Raw genomic sequence first — 21,966 nt, 5'->3', positions numbered from 1 at the left:
AGCCAGATGGTCATCGTCTTGAAGATTCTCGCCGTCATCGCGATGGCGGCCGTGCTGATCGTGCTGGTTCGCGGCCTGATCAACATGATGCGCGGCGGCTCCGGCGTCACCTCGAACAAGCTGATGCAAGCCCGTGTGATGCTGCAGGCCGTGGCGTTGGCGCTGCTGTTGCTGGTGGTCTATTTCACGCGCAAATAGAGGTCTTTTGGGGACGTTATGGTCAAGCTCAACAAGATCTACACCCGCACCGGCGATGACGGCACCACCGGGCTCGGCACCGGCGAGCGGCGGCTGAAATCCGACCTGCGCGTCGACGCCTATGGCACGGTCGACGAGGCCAATGCCTGCATCGGCATGGCCCGCATCCATACCGCCGGCCAACATCCCGCGATCGAGGCCATGCTGTCGCGCATTCAGAACGATCTGTTCGATCTGGGAGCCGACCTCGCCGTGCCCGACGGCGGCAAGCCCCTGGAATACGAGCCGCTGCGTATCGTCGCCGCCCAGACCGGCCGCGTCGAACAGGACATCGACCTCCTCAACAAGGACCTGCAGCCGCTGAAATCCTTCGTGCTGAACGGCGGCACGCCGGCCGCGGCCGCGCTCCATCTGGCCCGCACCGTGGCGCGCAGGGCCGAGCGCCTGATGGTGGCGCTGGCCCAGGATCCGACCGAGCATGTCAACCGCGAGGCGCTCAAATACGTCAACCGCGTCTCGGATTTCCTGTTCGTTGCCGCCCGTGCGGTCAATGACAATGGAAAGGCCGACGTGCTATGGGTTCCCGGCAAGAACCGCTGAATCCAGGGGCGGGAGGGTCCGATGTTCATCCCGCTTTACGACACCAACAGGCTGCGCCACATCCGTCTGCAATATGTGACGATCGGTCTGATGGTGGTGAATGCGCTGGTCTATCTGGCGACCACGCTTGGCGGTGAGAACTTCACCAATGCCGCGGTTCTCGGCCTCGGCTTCATTCCCTCGGTGGTCCACCACAAGGTCGAGCTGTCGCCTGAATTCGTCGTCATACCCGAAAGCCTCAGCTATCTCACCTATTCCTTCCTGCACGCCGACATTTTCCATCTAGGCGGCAACATGCTGTTCCTGTGGGTGTTCGGCGACAATGTCGAGGATGCGCTCGGCCACATACGCTACCTGATCTTCTACTTGGCCTGCGCTGTCGCCGGCGCTTTCTTCCAGGGGCTGGTGGCCTGGGATTCGCAGGTGCCGCTGATCGGCGCGTCCGGCGCCATTGCCGGCGTCGTCACCGCCTATCTGATTCTCTACCCTCGCGTGAAAGTCTGGGTGCTGGCCTTTGCCCGCATCCCCTTGCGCATTCCGGCCTTCATCCCGCTGATCCTCTGGATCCTGTTCCAGATCGTGATGTTCGCCGCCGGCGGAGAGGACCGGATTTCCTGGGCCTGCCATATCGGCGGCATCCTCGCCGGATTCGTGCTGGTGCTGGTGCTGCGCAGCCGCGGCGTGCCGCTGCTGGCCGGCGCCGACGGCGAGCCGGACCCGACGCCGAACATCCAGCAGCCGCCTGTCCCCGTCGAGCCCGCCGCGAGCGACGGCACCCCGGCGCAGCCGGGGTCGCAATGGGGCCGTGGAGCAGCGACGCCTCGGGACTGAACCGATTTGGGTGCCTCGTGGGATATTGACGCGCGGATTTGCCGCCACTACGGAAACGGCACCGCTGGGCGGATATTCCGCCCGTAATGTCGGCTTTCGACAACTCTGACAGGGCGTACGCTGCTATAGCGCCCCGACTATCTCAGGAGAGGTGACAGGAAAATGAAGATCCTTGTGCCCGTGAAGCGGGTTGTGGATGCCAACGTCAAGGTCCGGGTGAAAGCCGACGGACTCGGCGTCGAGCTCGCCAATGTCAAGATGGCGATGAACCCGTTCGACGAGATCGCGGTCGAGGAAGCGATCCGCATCAAGGAAGCCGGCAAGGCGGAAGAGATCATCGTCGTCTCGGTCGGCCCGCAGCAGGCGCAGGAAACGCTGCGCACCGCGCTCGCCATGGGCGCCGACCGGGCCATTCTGGTTAAGACTGACGAGCAGACCGAGCCGCTCGGCGTCGCCAAGGTGCTGAAGGGCGTGGTCGAGGCGGAGAAGCCCGGCCTCGTCATCCTCGGCAAGCAGGCGATCGATGACGATTCGAACCAGACCGGCCAGATGCTGGCGGCGCTGCTTGGCTGGTCGCAGGGCACCTTCGCCTCCAAGGTCGAGCTTGCCGGCGATCATGCCAAGGTGACGCGCGAGGTCGACGGCGGCCTGCAGACGGTCGAACTGAAGATGCCGGCGATCGTCACCGCCGACCTTCGCCTCAACCAGCCGCGCTATGCATCGCTGCCCAACATCATGAAGGCGAAGAAGAAGCCGCTCGACGAGAAGAGCCCGGCCGACTTCGGCGCCGACGTCAAGCCGCGCCTCAAGGTGATCAAGACCGAGGAGCCGGGCGGCCGCAAGGCGGGCGTCAAGGTGAAGTCGGTGGCCGAGCTGGTCGAGAAGCTGAAGAACGAAGCCGGCGTGCTCTAAGCGATCGGGAAAGGATAAAGACAATGGCAATTCTCCTCATCGCCGAACACGACAACGCAAGCCTTTCCGACCAGACCGCCAAGGCGCTGTCGGCGGCGCTCCAGATCGGCGCGGAAGTCGACGTGCTGGTGGCCGGCAAGGGCGCCAAGGGCGCGGCCGACGCCGCCGCCAAGCTGAAGGGCGTTCGGAAAGTGCTGCTGGCCGAAGCGGACGAGCTTTCGGAACGCCTCGCCGAGCCGACTGCGGCTCTCGTCGTCTCGCTTGCGGGCGGCTACGACACGATCATCGCGCCGGCCACTTCCGCCGGCAAGAACATCGCGCCGCGCGTCGCCGCCCTGCTCGACGTCGCCCAGGTGTCGGAAATCATCGAAGTGGTCTCGCCTGACACCTTCAAGCGGCCGATCTATGCCGGCAACGCCATCCAGACCGTCCAGTCGACCGACGCCAAGAAGGTCATCACGGTGCGCACCGCCTCCTTCGCGGCAGCGCCGGAAGGTGGTTCTGCCGCGGTCGAGACGGTCGGCGCCGCCGCCAACCCCGGCCTGTCGTCCTTCGTCGAGAACAAGCTCTCGGAGAACGATCGTCCGGAACTGACCTCGGCCAAGATCATCATCTCCGGCGGCCGCGCGCTCGGCTCTTCGGAGAAGTTCCAGGAAGTCATCCTGCCGGTCGCCGACAAGCTCGGCGCCGCGGTCGGCGCGTCCCGCGCCGCGGTCGACGCGGGCTATGCCCCGAACGACTGGCAGGTCGGCCAGACCGGCAAGGTGGTCGCGCCCGACCTCTACATTGCCGTCGGCATCTCCGGCGCCATCCAGCACCTGGCCGGCATGAAGGACTCCAAGGTGATCGTCGCCATCAACAAGGACGAGGAGGCGCCGATCTTCCAGGTTGCCGATTACGGCTTGGTCGGCGATCTCTTCGTCATTTTGCCGGAGCTGCAAAAGGCGCTTTGACGCCGTCCGTTCTGGCATATTAAAATCCAAAGGGTGGGGTAGACGAAGTCGCCCCGCCCTTTTAGTTTGCACTGCACAAAAAGCGGGCCATCAAGGTCCGGAGCCAATCCGGCGGTTCGCCTCCGGATTGCGGGAAACAAACAAGCAGGAGCGTCTTTGTACTTCAAGGAAGTGCGGACGTTCCGGACGGGATCGGGGTTCATGAGCAAGATCGAGACGATCGGCATTGTCGGCGCGGGTCAGATGGGTGGCGGTATCGCCCATGTCTCTGCGCTGGGCGGCTACAAGGTCCTGATCCACGACATATCGGCCGACCGGATCGAGAAGGGCATCGCCACCATCAGTGGCAACATGGCCCGCCAAGTCGGTTCCGGCAAGCTTGAGGAAAAGGCGCGCAACGAAGCGATGGCGCGCATCTCCGCCGCTCCGGCCATGGCCGACCTCGCCGCCGCCGACCTCGTGATCGAGGCGGCGACCGAGGACGAGACGGTCAAGCGCAAGATCTACGCGCAGCTCTGCCCGCAGCTCAATCCGGAAGCGATTCTGGCGACCAACACCTCGTCCATCTCGATCACCCGGCTTGCCGCCCAGACCGACCGTCCCGAGCGCTTCATCGGCATACATTTCATGAATCCTGTGCCGGTGATGAAGCTGGTCGAGCTAGTGCGCGGCATCGCCACCGAGGACCAGACCTTCGAGGCGGCCAAGACCTATGTGAAGCACCTCGACAAGACGATCACCGTCTCCGAGGATTTCCCGGCCTTCATCGTCAACCGCATCCTTTTGCCGATGATCAACGAGGCGATCTACACGCTCTATGAGGGCGTCGGCACGGTCGACGCCATCGATACCGCCATGCGGCTCGGCGCCAACCATCCGATGGGCCCGCTGCAGCTCGCCGACTTCATCGGCCTCGACACCTGCCTGTCGATCATGCAGGTGCTGCATGAGGGCCTGTCGGACTCGAAATACCGCCCTTGTCCGCTGCTGGTGAAATATGTCGAGGCCGGCTGGCTCGGCCGCAAGACTGGTCGCGGCTTCTACGACTATCGCGGCGACCATCCGGTGCCGACGCGCTGATCTTCCGCGGCTGAACCCTTCCGACGCCGTTCAGGACGCCGCGGCGAGCGGCATGGGCGGCACATCTCTCGAAGCTTCGTCCGGCGCGGCGGAAACGCAGCCGCGGCCTGCCGCCTTGGCATCGTAGCAGGCGGCATCGGCGCGGGCGATGATCTCATCCACCTCGCCGCAACCGGCGCGGATCGGCGCGAGCCCGATGCTGGCGCCGATCAAATGCGGGCGGCCGTCCCAGCTGAAATTGAGGTTGCAGATGGCATCGATGATCGAGCGCGCCGCGATCGGCCCGCGCGCCGCGTCGCCCGATTTGAGGATGACGGCGAACTCGTCGCCGCCGAGCCGCGCGACGATCTCTTCCGGGCCAAGCACATTGCGCAGGGTGTCGGCCACGCGCCTGAGCAGCGCATCGCCCGCGGCATGGCCGCCGGTGTCGTTGACGGCCTTGAAGTGGTCGAGGTCGACGAACATGAACTGATGCTCGCCGCCATTGAGGCGGCACTGGTCGACCAGTTCCTCCATGGTGCGCATGAAGCTCGAGCGGTTGGCGAGCCCGGTCAGCGCGTCATGGGCGGCGGCGTAGGCCAGTTGTCGCTGCAGGGCGCGCGCGTCGGTGAAGTCCTGGAAGACGATGACCAGGCCGCAGAACTGCTTGCGGTCGTTCATGATCGGCGACACCACCTGGCGGATGCTGCAGCGCGTGTCGTCGCGCCGCACGAGAACCGCGCGCGTGTTCTGGTCGCAACGAGGCTGTTCGCACGCCGAAGGACGCGTCAGGCCGATTCTCTGCCCGCTTTCCTCGTCGACCGCCCAATAGACATGGCCGAGCACCTTTCCAAGGGCTTCGCAGACGTCAACGCCGGTGAGCTTTTCCGCGACGGGGTTCATGAAGGTGATGCGGTTGGCGGCATCGGTGCAAATCACCGCGTCGCCGATCGACTGCAGCGTGACCCTCAGACGCTCCTTCTCGTCGGCCAGCATCGCCGCCGAAACCATCAGCCGCGTCTCGGCCTCCTTGCGCTGCGTGATATCGGTCAGGCTGCCGATGGCGCGGATCACCCGGCCCTCGGCGTCGCGCTCGATCGTCTTGCCACGGTCGAGGATCCAGACCCAGTGGCCGTCCTTGTGGCGCATCCGGAACTCGGCTTCGAAAAAGGGCGTCTCGCCGGCAAGGTGCGCGCGATCCGCCTCGGCGACGCGTGCCTGATCGTCGGGATGGATCATGGTCAGCCAGCGGTCCGGGTCTCCGTCGAGCTCGCCAGCGGCATAGCCCAGCATCTTCGCCCAGGTTTCGGAATAGGTTGTGCCACCCTTGCGCATATCGAGGCTCCAGACTCCCTGTCCGGTGCTGGTGAGCGCGAAATTCCAACGGGTCTCGGCCTCGGCGATGCGCGCCTCGGCCTGCTTGCGGGCGTCGATGTCCTCGATCTGCGACACCAGATAGAGCGGGCGGCCTGTCCCCTCTTCGCGGATGACCGAGCCCGCAAGCTGCGCCCAGACCGGAGTACCGTCCTTGTGCAGATACCGCTTCTCGAAATGGAAGGAGTGGATCTTGCCTTCCTTCAGGCTCATCATCGTCTCGCGGCCGATCTGCAGGTCGTCGGGATGGGTGATCTGGAGGAACGTCAGCGCCTCGATTTCCGATCGGGTATAGCCGAGCATGTCGGCGAAGGCCGGATTGGCCTGAACGATGCGCCCGTCGAGCCCGACAATGGCGACGCCGATCGCCGAATCCTCCATGGCCCGGCGGAAGCGCTGTTCGCTCTCGGCGATCTGCCGGCGATCGTCGACGATGCGTTGGATGAACATGGCCGACAGAAACAGCGTCGCGGCTGTGATGGCGATGGAAATCTGCAGGCAGAGCCTCAGCGCGTCGGCGCCAAATTCGAGGCGTGGCAGCAGGATCGATGCGGCGGCGGCAACCAGGCCGATTGCGAGCAAACCCTGCGCGGCGTGCCTGTCGGCACGAAGCCCTTTCCAGTTCAACCACGCCACGATGCGACCCACCCCAACACGCAACTGCACGTTGCCGCAACCCTGGCGGATCGGTTTTAAGGAATGGTTGCGCAGATGATGGCGATCGCTCCGCTAACCGGCAAACAATTGCCGGCATGATTAAAGGACTGTTTCGAAACAGCCCCGGCGGGCTACCAGCGCACGAAAAGCCGCCCGCCGATAGCCCCGAGCAGCGTCAGGAAGGCGATGGCGATCGTATACCAGGTGGCGACGAAGAGCGGCGAATCGTCGAAACAATGCGCGGCGTAGAAGGTTGCCGCGAGCCCGCCCGCGAGCAGCCCGGCCACCGCGCCAGCAAGCACCGGCCTGGTCGGCGCGCCGTAGCGCAGCATGCCGAGGAAGACCGCCAGCGGGCCGATGCCGATCAGCGGGATGAAAGTCATGCAGATCATCATGTTCGAGCCGACGAGCCGCTTGCCCCAATCGGCCTGGGGTACGACGAAAAGCTCCAGGACCACCGCCAGCACGACCAAAAGCGGCGCGGCGAGCATCCAGGCCATCTTCTGCCTTGTCGAAGCGCCCGGCACCGACAGCGCGCGGATCAGCGCGAAGGCGCTGACCGCAAGCACCAGCGTGAACACGAATTTCGACATGAAGCGCATCGTGTGCATGGCCGGCATGATGTCGGGACGCGGCCCGATGGTCGTGAAGAACACGGCTGCCGCGATCGCCACGGCAACGGAGACCGCCAGCCACCAGGCCTTGCCCATCGGCATGGCCTTCTTGCCGGCATCCGCGTCGAGCGCTTTGATCAGATCCTCTGTCCTCATGTCACTGTCGCCCGAATCTTTTAGCGATCGCGGCGAGGCCGCGATGCAGCGACACGCGCACAGCCGTTTCACTGACGCCGAGCTTGGCGGCGGTCTCGCCGATCGAATGACCGTCGACCGAAATTGACGAGACGACCGAGCGTTGCGTCGGCGGCAGTCCCTCGAGCGCCCGATTTATGTCGCGCTGGCTGACCGTCTCCGTCTCCGGCTCGGCGAAGGTCTCGGCGATCTCGTCGATCTCGACCTCGATGCGGCGCCCTCGCCGGCGGAACGCGTCGATAAGCTTGAAGCGGGCGATCGCGTAGACCCAGGGCAGCACCGGCGCATCCGGCCGCCAGGTGTGGCGTTTCACATGAATGGCAAGCAAGGTTTCCTGCACGACATCCTCGGGGTCGACTCCGCCCTGAACGATCTTGCGCCGGACAAAGCCGCGAACGAGGGCGGCGATGCGATGCAGAAAGTTGGCATAAGCCCTTTCGTCTCCCGCGATCGCGGCCCTGAGCAGCCCGGAGAGCTCTGCCTCGTCCTTGCCGGTCACAAGAGTTTACCCCCGAAGTTCGCGTCTCGGCCCTGGTTTGTTACGTGGCCGGCGAAATAATGTCCAAGCCAAACTGCCGCAAAATCACGAAAGTTTGCGGCATGGCGACGGATTGAAGCAGGGGCACAATCTTGACTACAATAATCAGGTATTGGTAGGTGAGCCGAGCCTGACCCCTGTCTCCAGATTTGAGGACGATGCCCCATGAAGAATGCCCTTTCCACGCTCGCCGGCGCTGCGATGGCGCTCGGCGTGATCGCCGGCCCGGCCATGGCGGAGGATCAAGGCATCGTCGTCTACAATGCCCAGCATGAGAGCCTCGCCAAGGAATGGGCTGCCGGCTTCACTAAGGAGACCGGCATCAAGGTCACGCTGCGCAATGGCGGAGACAGCGATTTCTCCAACCAGATCGTCGCCGAGGGCGCGGCCTCGCCGGCCGACGTCTTCCTGACCGAGAATTCGCCGGCCATGGCGCTGGTCGAGGCGGCCGGTCTGTTCGCCCCGGTCGACGCCGACACCCTCGCCCAGGTTCCCCAGGAATACCAGCCGTCGAGCGGCAAGTGGGTCGGCGTCGCGGCCCGCAGCACCGTCTTTGCCTACAACAAGGACAAGCTGAAGGAAGACCAGCTCCCCAAGTCGCTGCTGGACCTCGCCGATCCGAGCTGGAAAGGCCGCTGGGCCGCCTCGCCGTCGGGCGCCGACTTCCAGGCCATCGTCAGCGCCCTGCTCCAGCTGAAGGGCGAGGCCGCGACCGCCGACTGGCTGAAGGCGATGAAGGAGAATTTCACGGCCTACAAAGGCAACAGCACTGTCATGAAGGCGGTCAATGTCGGCGAGATCGATGGCGGCGTGATCTACCACTATTACTGGTTCGGCGATCAGGCCAAGACCGGCGAGAACAGCAAGAATGTCGGCCTGCATTATTTCAAGAACCAGGACCCGGGCGCCTTCGTTTCGGTATCGGGCGGCGGCGTGCTGGCCTCCAGCAAGCATCAGAAGGAAGCCCAGGCGTTCCTGAAGTGGGTGACAGGCAAGGGCGGCCAGGACGTGCTGAAAACGGGCACGTCGTATGAATATGCGGTCGGCAAGGATGCCCAGTCCAACCCGAAGCTGGTGCCGCTGGCCGACTTGCAGGCGCCGAAAATCGATCCGGCGACGCTGAATTCCAAGAAGGTCATCGACCTGATGACGCAAGCCGGCTTGCTTTAGTTCGCGTTCGTCCTAAAAGGGCAAGCGACCGTGCTCCCGCGGGAACTCGCTTCCGTGGGAGCGCTTTTGTTTTGGAGATGGCCTCGTCGATGACGATCATCTGCGTTTGCGGCCGCGGCCGCGGTTCATCACGTCGCTTCCGGGCGGCCTATTCCGACTGATGGCGTCCGCGATCCACCTCACGGCTTCCGCGCTGCCGGCGGCCGGAATGAAGAAGCGCCGGGCCATGTCGTGGATCACGCTCGCCGCGGCTTTGATCTCGCTCATCGCGCTGCTGCCTCTCGGCTTCATCGTCTGGATCGCGATCCAGACCGGCTGGGATACGGTGGTGGCGCTGATCTTCCGCCCGCGCGTCGGCGAGTTGCTGATCAACACGGTGCTCCTCGTCATCGTCACCGTGCCGATCGCCATCGCGCTGTCGGTGGCGCTGGCTTGGCTGACCGAACGCAGCGACCTGCCGGGCAATCGGCTGTGGTCGTGGCTGTCGGTGGCGCCGCTCGCCATCCCTGCTTTCGTGCACTCCTATGCCTGGATCAGCTTTGTCCCTGGCCTGCACGGGCTCTGGGCCGGCGTGCTGGTCTCCGTCATCGCCTATTTCCCGTTCCTCTATCTGCCGATCTCCGCCGCGTTGCGCCGTCTCGACCCGGCGCTGGAGGATGCGGCGGCGGCGCTTGGCCTTGGCCCGTGGCGGGTTTTCGCGCGCGTCGTACTGCCGCAGTTGAGGCTTGCCATCTGCGGCGGCTCGCTGCTGGTCGGCCTGCATCTTCTGGCCGAATATGGCCTCTATGTCTTCATTCGCTTCGACACCTTCACCACCGCGATCGTCGACCAGTTCCAGTCGACCTTCAACGGCCCGGCTGCCAACATGCTGGCCGCCGTGCTTGTGGCTTGCTGCCTTTTCCTGCTCGCCCTCGAGGTGATGATACGTGGCGAGGAGCGCTATGCGCGTGTCGGTTCCGGCGCCGCACGCAAGCAGCAGCGTGCCCGCCTCGGCCGCGCCGCCCTGCCTTGCCTGCTTTTGCCGGCCGGTGTCGCACTGCTGTCGCTCGGCGTGCCCTTCGTCACTGTCGGCCGCTGGCTGCTCGCCGGCGGCGCGGATGTCTGGCGCTGGGACGAGATCGGCCTGGCGCTCGGCCAGACGCTGTTCCTCGCCATCGTCGGCGCTGTGCTCGCGACGGTTGCCGCCATGCCGATGGCCTGGATCTCGATCCGCGCGCCAGGCCGGCTGCAGCGCCTGCTCGAGGGCTGCAACTACATCGTCGGCGCGTTGCCGGGCGTGGTCATTGCGCTGGCGCTGGTGACGATCACCGTACGCGTCGCGCTGCCGCTCTACCAGACGCTGTTCACCATCCTGTTCGGCTATGCGCTGATGTTCCTGCCGCGCGCGCTGATAAGCCTGCGCGCTTCGATCGCGCAGGCTCCGGTGGAGTTGGAGCGTGCCGCTTCCAGCCTCGGCCGGCCGCCAGTCAAGGCACTGTGGGCGACAACCATCCGCCTGTCGGCGCCCGGCGCCGCGGCCGGCATGGCGATGGTGGCGCTCGGCATCACCAACGAGCTCACCGCCACCCAGATGCTGGCGCCCAACGGCACCCGCACCCTGGCGATGGCCTTCTGGTCCTACAGCAGCGAGATCGACTACGCCTCCGCCGCTCCTTACGCGTTGATCATGGTGGCGATGTCGCTGCCGATGACCTGGTGGCTCTACGTCCAGTCGAAGCGGATGGCCGGACGATGAGCTTTCTCGAACTGAGCGATGTCGCCAAGAAGTATGGTCCGGTGACGGCGCTGGCCGGTGTCGACCTTCAGGTCGAAAGCGGCAGCCGCACCGCGATCGTCGGGCCGTCCGGCTGCGGCAAGACCACCTTGCTCAGGCTGATCGCCGGCTTCGAGGCGCCGGACCGCGGCCGCATCGCGCTTGACGGCAAGGTGCTCGCCAATGGCGACGCGGCCGTGCCGGCGCATCGCCGTGGGATCGGCGTGGTGGCCCAGGACGGTGCCCTGTTCCCGCATCTCAGCATCGCCGACAATATCGGTTTCGGCATCGCGCGGAATGCCGACAAGCGGGCCGAGCATATCGTCGAGCTTGCCTATATCGTCGGGCTGGACAAGGCGGTCCTGAAACGCCGGCCGCATGAGCTTTCCGGCGGCCAGCAGCAGCGCGTCGCGCTTGCCCGCGCCATGGCGATGAAGCCGCGGCTGATGCTGCTCGACGAACCCTTCTCGGCGCTCGACACCGGGCTTCGCGCTTCGATGCGCAAAGCGGTGGCAGAGCTTCTGGAAGAGGCGGGCATCACCACCATCCTGGTCACGCACGACCAAGCCGAAGCGCTGTCCTTCGCCAGCCAGGTGGCGGTGATGCGCGACGGCCTGTTCTCGCAGGTCGGGACGCCGCGCGAGCTCTATTTCCAGCCCAAGGACAGGATGGTCGCCGAATTCCTTGGCGACGCCATCATCGTGCCCGCCAGGATCGCGGATGGCTTCGCAGTGTCGCGGCTCGGCCGCATCGCCGTCGATACGAAGGAACGGCGCGATGTCGCGCGCATCATGCTGCGGCCCGAGCAAATCCTGCTCAAGCTCACCTCCCGCGAAGGTATGTCGGGCACGCCGGACATGCTGTTCGGCGAGGTGACGGACTGCGAATTCGCGGGCGCCGTCTGCACCGTGGCGGTACGGCTGCTCAACAGCCCGGATCCGCCGGACGCGGCCGCCATCGGCAACACGCCGCTCGTCTTGCGCAGGACAGGCATGGACGCGCCGTCCATCGGCGAGATCGTGCGGCTGACCGTCACCGGCAAGGCGCACGTATTCGCTTAATCTCCGCCTTGAAATAATGCAATTCTGCATTATCTTCAGCAGCCGGAGGCTGCACCATGACGACATTGACAGTTACAGCGCGTGGCCAAGTCACGTTCCGGAAGGATGTGCTCAAGCACCTCCGCATCCAGCCCGGTGACAAGATCAGGCTTGATCTTCTACCTGGTGGCCGGGCGGAGCTGAAAGCCGACCAGGGCAAGGGCTCCTGGCAAGAGCTGAGCGGGATGCTCAAGGGCAAAACCAACGGCGCCCGGCTTTCGATCGAGGAGATCAACGATGCGATCGCCGACGCCGGCGCTTCGAGCGGGATGCGCGGAATCGAGCGCAAGTGAAGGTCAGCCTCGACACCAACGTGCTGTTGTGGCTCATTGTCGGGGACGACGAAGCGCAGCAGCAGACCGCAGCCGAGACCCTGGAAAGGGCCGAACTGGTCGCGATCAGCGTTCAAGCGCTCTGCGAGTTCGTTTGGGTGCTGGACAGAAGCTACCGGGTCGCGCGGCCCGACATATCAGCCTCGATCCGTCGCATCCTCGATATGCGCAACGTCGTAGCCAACCGACCAACGATCGAGGCTGGCCAGGCCGTGCTCGACGCCGGCGGAGATTTCGCCGACGGCGTGATAGCGTTCGACGGTCAGTGGCTCGGCGGCAAAACCTTCGTGTCCTTCGATAGAAAAGCGGCAAAGCTGGTCGAAGGACAGGGAACGCCCACACTGCTGCTCGAGTGATCTACCGCACGCGTTGTCCCGTCGCCGGCGACCAGAGCGGCCATTGCTCGAGAAAGTCGTGGCTGTGGATAACGACGCGCTGCCCGTCGATCAGGATGATCGAATAGGCGGGCGGCGCCTGCTCGACCATCTCGTCGCCGACCACGTCGAGCATGAAGCGGGCATGCAGGCCCCGTTGCACCGAGAACGGAATGCCGGCGACGGTGCCGGCGATGTCGCGGTGGACATGGCCGAAGAAGATGTAGCGGACATTGCCGTGGCGCGTCAGCACGTCGATGAGCCGCTGCGGCTGCTCGAGCCCGAGCGGGTCGAGCAGCGTAAGCCCGAGCTCGACCGGCGGATGGTGCAGGAAGATATAGGCCGCCTTCCCCGCCACCTCGGCGAGCCTGGCATCGAGCCAGCCGAGCCGGTCGTCGCACAACTCGCCGGTGACGCGGCCTTCCGCCAGGCTGTCGAGGAAAATGAGCCGCCCTTCCGGCGTGTCGAAAACCGACTGCACGAAACCGTTTCCGTCGGTCCCGTTTTCCGGGAAGGCGGCGATGAGGTTGGCGCGCCGGTCGTGGTTTCCAGGCAGCAGCCGGTAAGGCACGGCAAGCCGGCTCAGCGCCGCCTTCAGGTCGGCATAGCTGTCGGCCTCGCCGTCGTCGGTCAGGTCGCCGGTGAAGATGCAGAGCGCCGCATCGCTGTGGCGCTGATTGATATGGTCGATGCAACGATCGAGCCGCTCATTCAGGTTCGCGCCATATCGTATCTCGCGCAGACGACCGAGATGGACGTCCGTAACCTGGATGACCTTCATGCCCTGAACCCTCAATCAAAATGTTCGCAAAAGCCGACGGAAAGGGATCATCCTTGGAGCGCCGGCTCCGGCACAGAAGCCTTGAACACCTCCAGCCTACCGCCTGTCTCCGAGGAGAAGAAGTGCAGGTCCGATTCGGCGAACTGCAGGCCGATCGTGCTGCCCGGTTCGGGGTGGACGGCCTCAGACGTCACGACGGAGAACGGCGCGCCGTCGAGATCGACATAGATGACACGGCCGGCGCCCAATTCCTCGATGAGGTCGACCGTCGCCGCGAGCGCTCCGGGCGTCCCCGGCGCCACCATGCGCACCGCTTCCGGCCGGACGCCGACCGCGACCTTCGAGCCCACGGCAAGGCCCGTGCGCGACACGCTGAGCTTGCGGCTGCCGCCGAGCAGCGAAATGCCGTCGAGCGTCACCGTGCCTTCGAGCATGTTCATCGCCGGCGCGCCGACGAAGGTGGCGACGAAGCGGCTTGCCGGCCGGCCGTAGACTTCCGCCGGCGTGCCGACCTGCTCGACGCGGCCGCCATTCATTACCACCAGCCGGTCGGCCAGTGTCATCGCCTCGACCTGATCATGCGTGACGAAGACGGAGGTGGCATTGAGCCGCCGGTGCAGCTTGCGGATTTCCGAACGCATCTGCACGCGCAGCTTGGCGTCGAGGTTGGAGAGCGGCTCGTCGAAGAGGAACACCTTCGGCTCCCGGATCATGGCGCGGCCCATGGCGACGCGCTGGCGCTGGCCGCCGGACAGCGCCATCGGCTTGCGGTCGAGCAGGTGCTCCAGTTCCAGGACGCGCGCCACCGCCTGGATGCGCTGGGTCCGTTCGGCCGACGGAACGCCGGCCACCTTCAGCGAATAGCCGATGTTCTGCGCCACGCTCATATGCGGGTAGAGCGCGTAATTCTGAAACACCATGGCGCAGCCGCGCTCGCGCGGCTCGAGCTTGTTGACGACCGTGCCGTCGATGGCGATCGTGCCGTCGGATATCTCTTCCAGCCCTGCGATCATCCTGAGCAGCGTGGACTTGCCGCAGCCGGAGGGTCCCAGGATGACGACGAATTCGCCCGAGGCGAAGTCGAGGTCGACGCCGTGCACGACCTGCGTCTTGGCATAGTTCTTCTTGACGCCGCGAATGGTGATGGAGGCCATTTCCTGTCTCCTTATTTTTCGGTGGCGATCAGGCCGCGCACGAACCAGCGCTGCATCAGCACCACGACGATCATAGGCGGCAGCATGATGATCAGTGTGCCAGCCATGGCGATATGCCATTCCGGCGCGCCGCCGACATTGGGGATGAGCTGCTTCAACTCGGTCACCGCCATCGCATGCGACTGGTCGGTGGTGATGAGCAATGGCCACAGATACTGGTTCCAGGCCCACAGGAACATGATGGTGCCGAGCGCCGCCATGTTGTTGCGCGACAGCGGCAGAAGGATATCGACGAAGAAGCGCAGCGCGCCGGCCCCGTCCATGCGCGCCGCCTCGGTCAATTCGTCCGGCACGGTCAGGAAGAACTGGCGGTAAAGGAACGTGCCGGTGGCGGTCGCGACCAGCGGCAGGATCAGGCCGCTATAGGAATTGAGCAGCCCCAGGCTGAGCTGGACCTGAACCCCAGACACCTTTTCGATCAGCCAGGACAGCCCTGTTAGGTCCATTATCGTCTGATAAGGCTCGAGCACATTGGCGACCACCGCATAGGTCGGCACGATGCGCACTTCGAGCGGCAGCATCAGCGTGATGAAGATCAGCCAGAAGATCAGCATGCGGCCGGGATAGCGGAAATAGACGATCGAGAAGGCGGTGAGCGCCGAGATGATCACTTTGCCGGCGGCAACGCCAAACGCCATGATGAAGGAATTGAGCAGCTTCGGGCCGAGATCGGCCGTCGTCCAGGCCGTCTTGATGTTGACCCAGAAATCGCTGCCCGGCAGCAGCGACATCGGCACGTCGTTGACGTCCTTCAGATTGTGCGAGGCGGCGATCGCCACGATGACGAACGGCGCCACGCAGAAGACGAAGCCGGCGAACAGGATGAGATGCGTGAAGAAATTGAGGATCGGAGTGCGCTCGACCATGGCCCGCCTCAACGATAATGCACGCGCCGCTCGATGAAGCGGAACTGGACGATGGTGAGCGCGATGATCAAGAGCATCAGGATGATGCTCTGCGCGGCCGCGCCGGAGTAATCCAGGCCTTTGAAGCCGTCGGAATAGATCTTGTAAACCATCAGATTGGTGGCATTGGCCGGCCCGCCGGCGGTCATGATGTCGACGATGCCGAAGGAATCCTGGAAACTCTCGGTGATGTTGATGACCAGCAGGAAGAAGATCGTCGGCGTGATCAGCGGGAACTGGATGTCCCAGAACCGCCGGATGACGCCGGAGCCGTCCATCGCCGCCGCCTCGATCAGCGAACGCGGGATCGCCTGCAAGGCAGCGAGGAAGAAGATGAAGTTGTAGCCGACATATTTCCAGGAAAAGGCGATGATGACGGATGCCATCGCGTCGGCGCCGTCGAGGCCGGGGTCCCAGAAGCCCGGCCAAACCTTGTTGACGACGGCCATGAAGCCGGCTTCCGGCGCCAGGATGAAACGAAATGCCAGCGCCAGCGCCGGCGCGGCGATGCCGTAAGGCCAGATCAGCACCACGCGATAGAGCCACGAGCCGGCGAGCTGCCGGTCGGTCAGGGCGGCGAGCACCAGCGCGATGACCATCGCCAGGCCCGTGCTGATCCCGGCGAAGATCATGCTGGCGGTGATGGAATTCCAGTAGTCGGCATTGGCGAGGATCGAGCGGAAATTGTCGAGCCCGACCCAGATGTTGCCGCCACCCCAGGGCTGCTGCAGCGTCAGCGACCAGTAGACCGCCTGGCCGGCCGGCCAGTAGAAGAAGGTGAAGATCAGGATGAGCTGCGGCACCGCGAACAGGATGCCGATCGTCCATCTGCCGAAAGTGACGCGTTTTTCCATCGATCCGCCGATGCAGTGGAATCCATCAGCCCGCCTTCGCGGGACAAACTAGATATGAAATGGCCGCCCGTCGAATCTCGACGGGCGGCCGTTGCGCTATCCGGGATCAGGGCAGGGTCTTACCTGGATAGGTCTGCTGGAAGCGATCGAGGATGGCGTCGCCGTTCTTGACCAGGGTGTCGAGGCCTTCCTGCACGCTGACCTTGTTGGCGAAGATCGCCTGCATCTGCGTGCCGAACTCGGCGCGGATCTGGGTGAAGTTGCCGAGGCGGATGCCGCGGGTGATCTCGGTCGGCTCCGACGCGGTCAGGCTGGCGATGGCCACCTCGCGGCCCTTATAAGGCGCCTTGTCGTAGAAGCCGTTGGATTTCATGAAATCGAAGCCCGATTTCGTCACCGGGATATAGCCGGTGTTGGTCGACCAGAACAAAGCGGTCTTGGGGTCGTGGATGAAGTTGAGGAAGGCGGCCGCGCCCTTGTATTCGGCGTCCGACTTGCCGGACAGCACCCACAGCGAGGCGCCGCCGACCAAAGAGTTCTTGCGCTCGGTGCCGGCATAGACCGGCAGCTCGGCGACATCCCAGCTCATGCCTTCCTTCTGGGTGCGGCCGACAGTGCCGTGGTCGCCGACCGAAGTCAGGATGACCTGGCAGGTGCCGGTGGCGAAGGCCTGCACCATGTCCTGGCCGAGATCCTTGGATTTGATCTTGATCAGACCCGCGTCATACCACTTCTTCAAGTCGGTGACATACTGGACGAACTTGGTCTTGTTGACTTCCAGACGCGCATCGAGGCCGTCATAACCGTTGTTCTTGGTGGCGATCGGCTGGTTGTGCAGCGCCGAGAACTGCTCCATCAGCTGCCAGCTTTCGTTGGCCGAGATGTTGATCGCCATCGGGCAGTCATAGCCGGCGTCCTTCAGCGCCTTGAGGTCGGCGCCGACATCTTCCCAGGTCTTCGGCGCCTCGGTCTTGCCGATCTTGGCGAAGGCGTCCTTGTTCCAGTACATCAGCGCCGTCGAGGAGTTGAACGGGAAGGACAGCATCTCGCCCTTCGACGTCGCGTAATAGCGGGCGATGCCGGGGAAATAGTCGCTGTAGTCGATCTTGTAGCCGTTCTCCTCCATCAGCTTGTCGGCGGGCTTGTAGGCGCCCGACAGCATCATGGTGGCGGTGCCGACGTCATAGACCTGGACGACGGTGGGCTGCTTGCCGGCGCGGAAGGCGGCGATCGTGTTCTGCAGCGTGGCGTCGTAATTGCCCTGGCTGGTGCAAACGACCTCGTAGTCCTTCTGCGAAGCGTTGAAGTTCTTGCACAGCGTGTCGACGACGCGGGCGAGATCGCCCGAAAGACCGAACCAGAAATCGAATTTGACCGGCTCGGCAATAGCAGGAACCGCAAGCGCGGTGCTGAGCGCGCTGGCGGCAAGGGCAGCAAAGCCCCGCTTGATGATCGTCATGGTCTTCCCTCTTGAGTGGCAGTGTGACAAGGGTTTTGCGCAAGTCCTTGCCCGCTCTCATAGAGAAGGTATGTGACAGTTCTGTTGTGGGCCCGAAGCCCCTGTGGACAGCCAGTCTCTCCTCCCCTGGCAGCGGCAGCGCCGGCATGAAAACGTCACATCGGCGCTCTAGAGCATGATCCCGAAAAGTGGGAACCGGTTTTCGGACAAGATCATGCTCCAACAAAGAATTGGATCAGGATGGCGATTCAACGAAACGTCATCCTGATCAGGTAGCTAGGGCGCCGCCAAGCGGTGAAAAGACCTCTTTGATTAACCGGCTAACTGAATGAGACAAGACATGCTGGTTCCGCAGCTCACGCACGTGCCCGTCGCCGTCCGCAACGCCATGCGGGACGGGCCGCGCGACAGCGCCACCCATCTGCGCCACGCCGCCGCCGTTCCCGCCCTCGGCGAGATTGAGATCGGCGGCAAGGCTTCGCGTGAAAGCGCCGGTGAGAGCCTGACCGTCATGGCCTGGAATGTCGAGCGGCTGCGCCACGTTGATGCCATCGCCGAAATCATCGCCGGCCAGGCGCCACACGTCGTGCTGCTGTCGGAAGTCGACAAGGGCATGGCGCGCTCCGGCAACGGCCATCTTTTGAGCCGGCTTGCTGATCGCCTGGGCCATTCCTACGCCTATGGCGTCGAGTTCCTCGAACTCGGCACCGGCAATGAGACGGAGCAGGCGGCAAATGGCGGCGCCGAGAATGCGGAGGGCTTCCACGGCAACGCCATAACCAGCACCGTTCCGCTGCTGCGGCCTTTTCTCGTTCGCTTCGACGCCGCTGGCGCCTGGTTCCTGCCGGAGCACGGCCAGCCACGCATCGGCGGCCGCATGGCGCTCGGCGGCCAGGTGATGTTAGGCGACCGCCGTGTGACCGTCGTTTCGGTGCATCTCGAGAACCGCACCACGCCAGCAGGCCGCGCCGACCAGACCCGCCATCTGCTCGATGCCATCGACAGATATGATGCGGAAACGCCTGTTCTCATCGGCGGCGACTTCAACACGCTCACCGCCACCTATCCCGAACGCAATGACGACCCAGACGCGTGGCGAAAGCGCATCGCCGCCGAACCGGACCGGCTGATGTGCCCGGAGCGTCATGAGCCCTTGTTCGCGGTGTTTGCCGAGCGTGGCTACGACTGGCGCGAGGCCAACGCCTTCGACAAGCCGACGCAGCGGCGCGCGGCCGGCGACCTGACGCCCGCCGGCCATATCGACTGGTTCTTCACCCGCGGCCCTTCGGCAAGCGCACCCGCGACGCTGCCGGCGGTCTTGCCGGACGGCAGCCCGAGCGCCGACCACGAGGCGCTGGTGGTCACGGTGCGGGTGAAGTGACGGCCTTCAGGATCGACCAATTCCCGCTGGCTCGGCCCAATGATTCCAGGCATGGCCTCCCTGACAGATACAACCTGGGACGCACGCAGCGGTTGCGGGCGGCATAACCGATTCTTCAGCTGCCGGGCCCTAATCAATTCCGTTGCCTTGATTGATGTGGGAAGATCAGGTGAAGCAAGATGTTGACCGTCTATAATTGTATCGTGAACGAGCACGATCTGAGACTGGTCGCACTGGCCGCGCTGATTTGTGGAATTTCTTGTTTCACCGCTGTCAATCTGCTCCGCCATGTCGTGCAATCGACCAGCCGGAACCGTTATGCCTGGCTGCTGATTGCCGCCGCTTCCACCGGCTTTGGCATCTGGGCGACGCATTTCATCGCCATGATCGCCTTCACGCCGGGAATACCCAACGCCTACAACGCCGAGCTTTCGGTCGCTTCGCTGGCGGTTTCCGTTCTTCTGACGGCCGCTGGGATATGGATCGCAACCGTGCGCACCGGCATCGACCACTATCTCGTCGGTGGCGCCGTGCTCGGCATTGGCATCGCGGCGATGCACTATACCGGCATGGCGGCTTTCGAGGTCGAAGGTCGGATCGTCTGGAACCAGCTGCTGGTCGCGGCATCGCTGGTCTCGGGTATATCACTTGCCGCGCTTTCGCTGTTTATCGTGCTGCGTCGCCCGTCGACCCTGGCGACAGTCGCCGGTGCCGTCCTGCTGACGCTGGCGATCTGCACGCTGCATTTCATCGCCATGGCCGCCGTCTCGATCTATCCGGATTCCTCGATCGAGATCTCGAAATTCACGATCGCTCCGATGTCGCAGGCTTTCGCAGCCGCGACGGCAAGCCTCGTCATCCTGGTGCTGGCGGCCACCGCGCTGTGGATCGATCTGCGCTTCCGCCGTCACAGGATCGAGGCGGAGCGCATGCACGGCCTCGCCAATGCTGCCGTCGAAGGCCTCATCGTCTGCGACGGCAACCGCATCGTCAGCGCCAACGACAGCATCGCGGCGCTGAGCGGCATCGCCGCCGGCGCGCTGAACACGATGAGGCTGGGCGAGCTGTTCGGCGAACGAATTGCGTCGGCCGTTGCCACCGGCAACGGACAGGCGCAGGAAGCCGACCTCCGCGGTCAGGACGACAGCCGGATACCGGTGGAGCTGATCGCCAGGAGAATCGATTATTGCGGCAAGCCGCATCTGGTCGTGGCCGTGCGCGACATACGCGAACGCAGGAAGGCCGAACAGGAGATCATGCGGCTTGCGAATTACGACCCGCTCACCGGCCTTGCCAACCGCCGTAGCTTCGCCAGCCGTCTGGAAGCCGAGATCGCCGCGTCCGCGCCAGATGGCAAAAGCAGTGGCAAAGGTAGCCAGCTGGCGCTCATGCTGCTCGACCTCGACCGGTTCAAGGAAGTGAACGACCTCTTCGGCCACGCCGCTGGCGACGCCGTGCTGCAAAAGGTGGCTCACTGCGCCTCCAGCGTGCTGCGCCACGGCCAGATGCTGGCCCGGCTTGGCGGCGACGAATTCGCCATCATCGCCCCCAACCTTCCTGACCCGCAGGCGGCGGGCCGCATAGCCGAGGCGGTGCTTTCGGCTCTGCGCCAGGAAAACCGGTTGTCGCCCGGCGGCATGGTGTCGGCCAGCATCGGCATCGCGCTTTACCCGCTCGATGCCGACGAACAGGCGGCGCTGGTCAGCCATGCCGACACCGCGCTTTATCGCGCCAAGGCCGAAGGCAAGGACACCTTCCGCTATTTCGAGGCCTCCATGGGTGCCGAGGCGCGCGACCGGCGCAGCCTGGAGCAGGATCTGCGCCAGGCAGTGGCGCGCGGCGAATTCCGGCTCGTCTATCAGCCGCAGAAGGAAATCAGCAGCGGCAGGATGATCGGCTTCGAAGCCCTGCTCCGCTGGCAGCATCCCGACCGCGGCGAGGTTCCGCCTTCGGTGTTCATCCCGGTGGCCGAGGATAGCGGTTCGATTGCCCAGATCGGCGAGTGGGTGCTGTCGACCGCCTGCGAGGAGGCCGCGACATGGAAGAACCCGCTGACGGTCGCTGTCAACGTCTCGGCGGTGCAGCTTCACAATCCAGATTTCAGCCGCAAGGTGCATGAGGTGCTGCTTCGCACCGGCCTGGCGGCGGGCCGGCTCGAGCTCGAGATCACCGAGACGGCGTTGGTGAAGGACATGCCGCGCGCGCTGGCCACCTTGCGTCAGATCAAGGCGCTGGGCGTACGCGTGGCGATGGATGATTTCGGCACCGGCTATTCCTCGCTCTCCAACCTGCGCGCCTTCCCCTTCGACAAGATCAAGATCGACGGGTCCTTCATCAAGTCGGTCGACCGCAACGGCCAGGTCGCGACCATCGTGCGCGCCGTGCTCGGCCTGGGGCGCGGCCTCGGCCTGCCGGTCCTGGCCGAAGGCGTCGAGACGCTCGACGAATTGCGCTTCCTCGATGCCGAGGATTGCGACATCGGCCAGGGATATTTTCTGGGCAGGCCCGGCCCGATCGAGGCGTTCAGCGAGCTCACGGGTGTTCCGGCGGCCGATGACGGCGTCAAGGAAGACGCGGCAACCGCCAAGGTCGAAAATGTCCGGGGCGGCAGCATCCTGATGCTGCAGCCGGCAGCGGCCGCGCGTTCAGGCTGAAGCAGGACCCCAAAAGTGGAAACCGCTTTCGAAGGAGATTCTGGTGTGACAAATGATG

General features: G+C 64.4%; 21 protein-coding genes. 13 read left to right on the top strand and 8 right to left on the bottom strand.

Annotated features, from left to right (window positions below; translation table 11 throughout):
* Positions 1-6: 6 nt before the first annotated feature.
* The 6 genes from EJ072_RS20620 to EJ072_RS20595 all read left to right on the top strand — a co-directional run bounded on the left by EJ072_RS20620 (position 7) and on the right by EJ072_RS20595 (position 4,574).
* A complete protein-coding gene (locus EJ072_RS20620) occupies positions 7-198 on the top strand; it encodes a twin transmembrane helix small protein (protein ID WP_042641360.1) in 192 nt (63 codons plus the stop codon).
* Positions 199-216: 18 nt separating this feature from the next.
* Positions 217-798 (top strand): cob(I)yrinic acid a,c-diamide adenosyltransferase, encoded by a 582-nt coding sequence (locus EJ072_RS20615; protein ID WP_126081057.1) that lies wholly within the window; start codon positions 217-219, stop codon positions 796-798.
* 21 nt (positions 799-819) lie between these two features.
* On the top strand, positions 820-1,629 hold the full coding sequence (locus EJ072_RS20610; protein ID WP_126081056.1) for a rhomboid family intramembrane serine protease: 810 nt from the start codon (positions 820-822) through the stop codon (positions 1,627-1,629).
* 162 nt (positions 1,630-1,791) lie between these two features.
* Positions 1,792-2,541, top strand: coding sequence for an electron transfer flavoprotein subunit beta/FixA family protein (locus tag EJ072_RS20605; protein WP_126081055.1), 750 nt, complete (start codon positions 1,792-1,794; stop codon positions 2,539-2,541).
* A gap of 23 nt (positions 2,542-2,564) precedes the next feature.
* Positions 2,565-3,494: an electron transfer flavoprotein subunit alpha/FixB family protein gene (locus EJ072_RS20600; RefSeq protein WP_126081054.1), complete on the top strand. Its 930-nt coding sequence runs from the start codon at positions 2,565-2,567 to the stop codon at positions 3,492-3,494.
* Between the two features lie 201 nt (positions 3,495-3,695).
* Complete coding sequence (locus tag EJ072_RS20595) at positions 3,696-4,574, top strand: 3-hydroxybutyryl-CoA dehydrogenase (protein ID WP_126081053.1); 879 nt, start codon at positions 3,696-3,698, stop codon at positions 4,572-4,574.
* A gap of 30 nt (positions 4,575-4,604) precedes the next feature.
* Here the strand turns inward: EJ072_RS20595 and EJ072_RS20590 are convergent, their stop codons facing one another.
* The 3 genes from EJ072_RS20590 to EJ072_RS20580 all read right to left on the bottom strand — a co-directional run bounded on the left by EJ072_RS20590 (position 4,605) and on the right by EJ072_RS20580 (position 7,892).
* Positions 4,605-6,563 (bottom strand): PAS domain S-box protein, encoded by a 1,959-nt coding sequence (locus tag EJ072_RS20590; protein ID WP_245466922.1) that lies wholly within the window; start codon positions 6,561-6,563, stop codon positions 4,605-4,607.
* Between the two features lie 152 nt (positions 6,564-6,715).
* A complete protein-coding gene (locus tag EJ072_RS20585; protein ID WP_126081051.1) occupies positions 6,716-7,354 on the bottom strand; it encodes an NrsF family protein in 639 nt (212 codons plus the stop codon).
* Between the two features lies 1 nt (position 7,355).
* Positions 7,356-7,892, bottom strand: a complete 537-nt coding sequence (locus tag EJ072_RS20580; protein ID WP_126081050.1) for a sigma-70 family RNA polymerase sigma factor — start codon at positions 7,890-7,892, stop codon at positions 7,356-7,358.
* A 204-nt stretch (positions 7,893-8,096) separates the two neighbouring features.
* On the opposite strand from EJ072_RS20580, the gene EJ072_RS20575 reads away from it, so the two are divergent.
* From EJ072_RS20575 to EJ072_RS20555, 5 genes are all read left to right on the top strand, one after another.
* Entirely contained in the window at positions 8,097-9,101 is a 1,005-nt protein-coding gene (locus tag EJ072_RS20575) for an iron ABC transporter substrate-binding protein (RefSeq protein ID WP_126081049.1), read from the top strand.
* Positions 9,102-9,261: 160 nt separating this feature from the next.
* Positions 9,262-10,836 carry an iron ABC transporter permease gene (locus tag EJ072_RS20570; protein WP_126081048.1) on the top strand — a complete coding sequence of 525 codons (1,575 nt, stop codon included), beginning with the start codon at positions 9,262-9,264 and terminating at the stop codon, positions 10,834-10,836.
* On the top strand, positions 10,833-11,915 hold the full coding sequence (locus EJ072_RS20565) for an ABC transporter ATP-binding protein (RefSeq protein WP_126081047.1): 1,083 nt from the start codon (positions 10,833-10,835) through the stop codon (positions 11,913-11,915). Before EJ072_RS20570 ends, EJ072_RS20565 begins: the two co-directional genes overlap by 4 nt.
* A gap of 56 nt (positions 11,916-11,971) precedes the next feature.
* Entirely contained in the window at positions 11,972-12,247 is a 276-nt protein-coding gene (locus tag EJ072_RS20560) for an AbrB/MazE/SpoVT family DNA-binding domain-containing protein (RefSeq protein ID WP_126081046.1), read from the top strand.
* Positions 12,244-12,642 (top strand): type II toxin-antitoxin system VapC family toxin, encoded by a 399-nt coding sequence (locus EJ072_RS20555; protein ID WP_126081045.1) that lies wholly within the window; start codon positions 12,244-12,246, stop codon positions 12,640-12,642. The genes EJ072_RS20560 and EJ072_RS20555 overlap by 4 nt, the downstream gene beginning before the upstream one ends.
* 1 nt (position 12,643) lies before the next feature.
* Here the strand turns inward: EJ072_RS20555 and EJ072_RS20550 are convergent, their stop codons facing one another.
* From EJ072_RS20550 to EJ072_RS20530, 5 genes are all read right to left on the bottom strand, one after another.
* The gene (locus EJ072_RS20550; RefSeq protein WP_126081044.1) at positions 12,644-13,441 is read right to left on the bottom strand and encodes a phosphodiesterase; all 798 of its coding nucleotides are present in this window, start codon (positions 13,439-13,441) and stop codon (positions 12,644-12,646) included.
* A gap of 47 nt (positions 13,442-13,488) precedes the next feature.
* Complete coding sequence (ugpC, locus tag EJ072_RS20545; protein WP_126081043.1) at positions 13,489-14,595, bottom strand: sn-glycerol-3-phosphate ABC transporter ATP-binding protein UgpC; 1,107 nt, start codon at positions 14,593-14,595, stop codon at positions 13,489-13,491.
* An 11-nt stretch (positions 14,596-14,606) separates the two neighbouring features.
* A complete protein-coding gene (locus tag EJ072_RS20540; RefSeq protein WP_126081042.1) occupies positions 14,607-15,521 on the bottom strand; it encodes an ABC transporter permease subunit in 915 nt (304 codons plus the stop codon).
* Positions 15,522-15,529: 8 nt separating this feature from the next.
* A complete protein-coding gene (locus EJ072_RS20535; protein ID WP_126081041.1) occupies positions 15,530-16,414 on the bottom strand; it encodes an ABC transporter permease subunit in 885 nt (294 codons plus the stop codon).
* Between the two features lie 106 nt (positions 16,415-16,520).
* A complete protein-coding gene (locus EJ072_RS20530) occupies positions 16,521-17,873 on the bottom strand; it encodes an extracellular solute-binding protein (protein WP_126081040.1) in 1,353 nt (450 codons plus the stop codon).
* A gap of 340 nt (positions 17,874-18,213) precedes the next feature.
* Here EJ072_RS20530 and EJ072_RS20525 point away from each other — a divergent pair, with 340 nt between their 5' ends.
* The gene (locus tag EJ072_RS20525) at positions 18,214-19,254 is read left to right on the top strand and encodes an endonuclease/exonuclease/phosphatase family protein (RefSeq protein WP_126081039.1); all 1,041 of its coding nucleotides are present in this window, start codon (positions 18,214-18,216) and stop codon (positions 19,252-19,254) included.
* Positions 19,255-19,433: 179 nt separating this feature from the next.
* The gene (locus EJ072_RS20520) at positions 19,434-21,908 is read left to right on the top strand and encodes an EAL domain-containing protein (protein WP_126081038.1); all 2,475 of its coding nucleotides are present in this window, start codon (positions 19,434-19,436) and stop codon (positions 21,906-21,908) included.
* Positions 21,909-21,966: the final 58 nt, after the last annotated feature.

This window comes from Mesorhizobium sp. M2A.F.Ca.ET.046.03.2.1 (assembly GCF_003952425.1).
Classification (GTDB): domain Bacteria; phylum Pseudomonadota; class Alphaproteobacteria; order Rhizobiales; family Rhizobiaceae; genus Mesorhizobium.
This window is presented reverse-complemented; position numbering and strand designations above follow the sequence as displayed.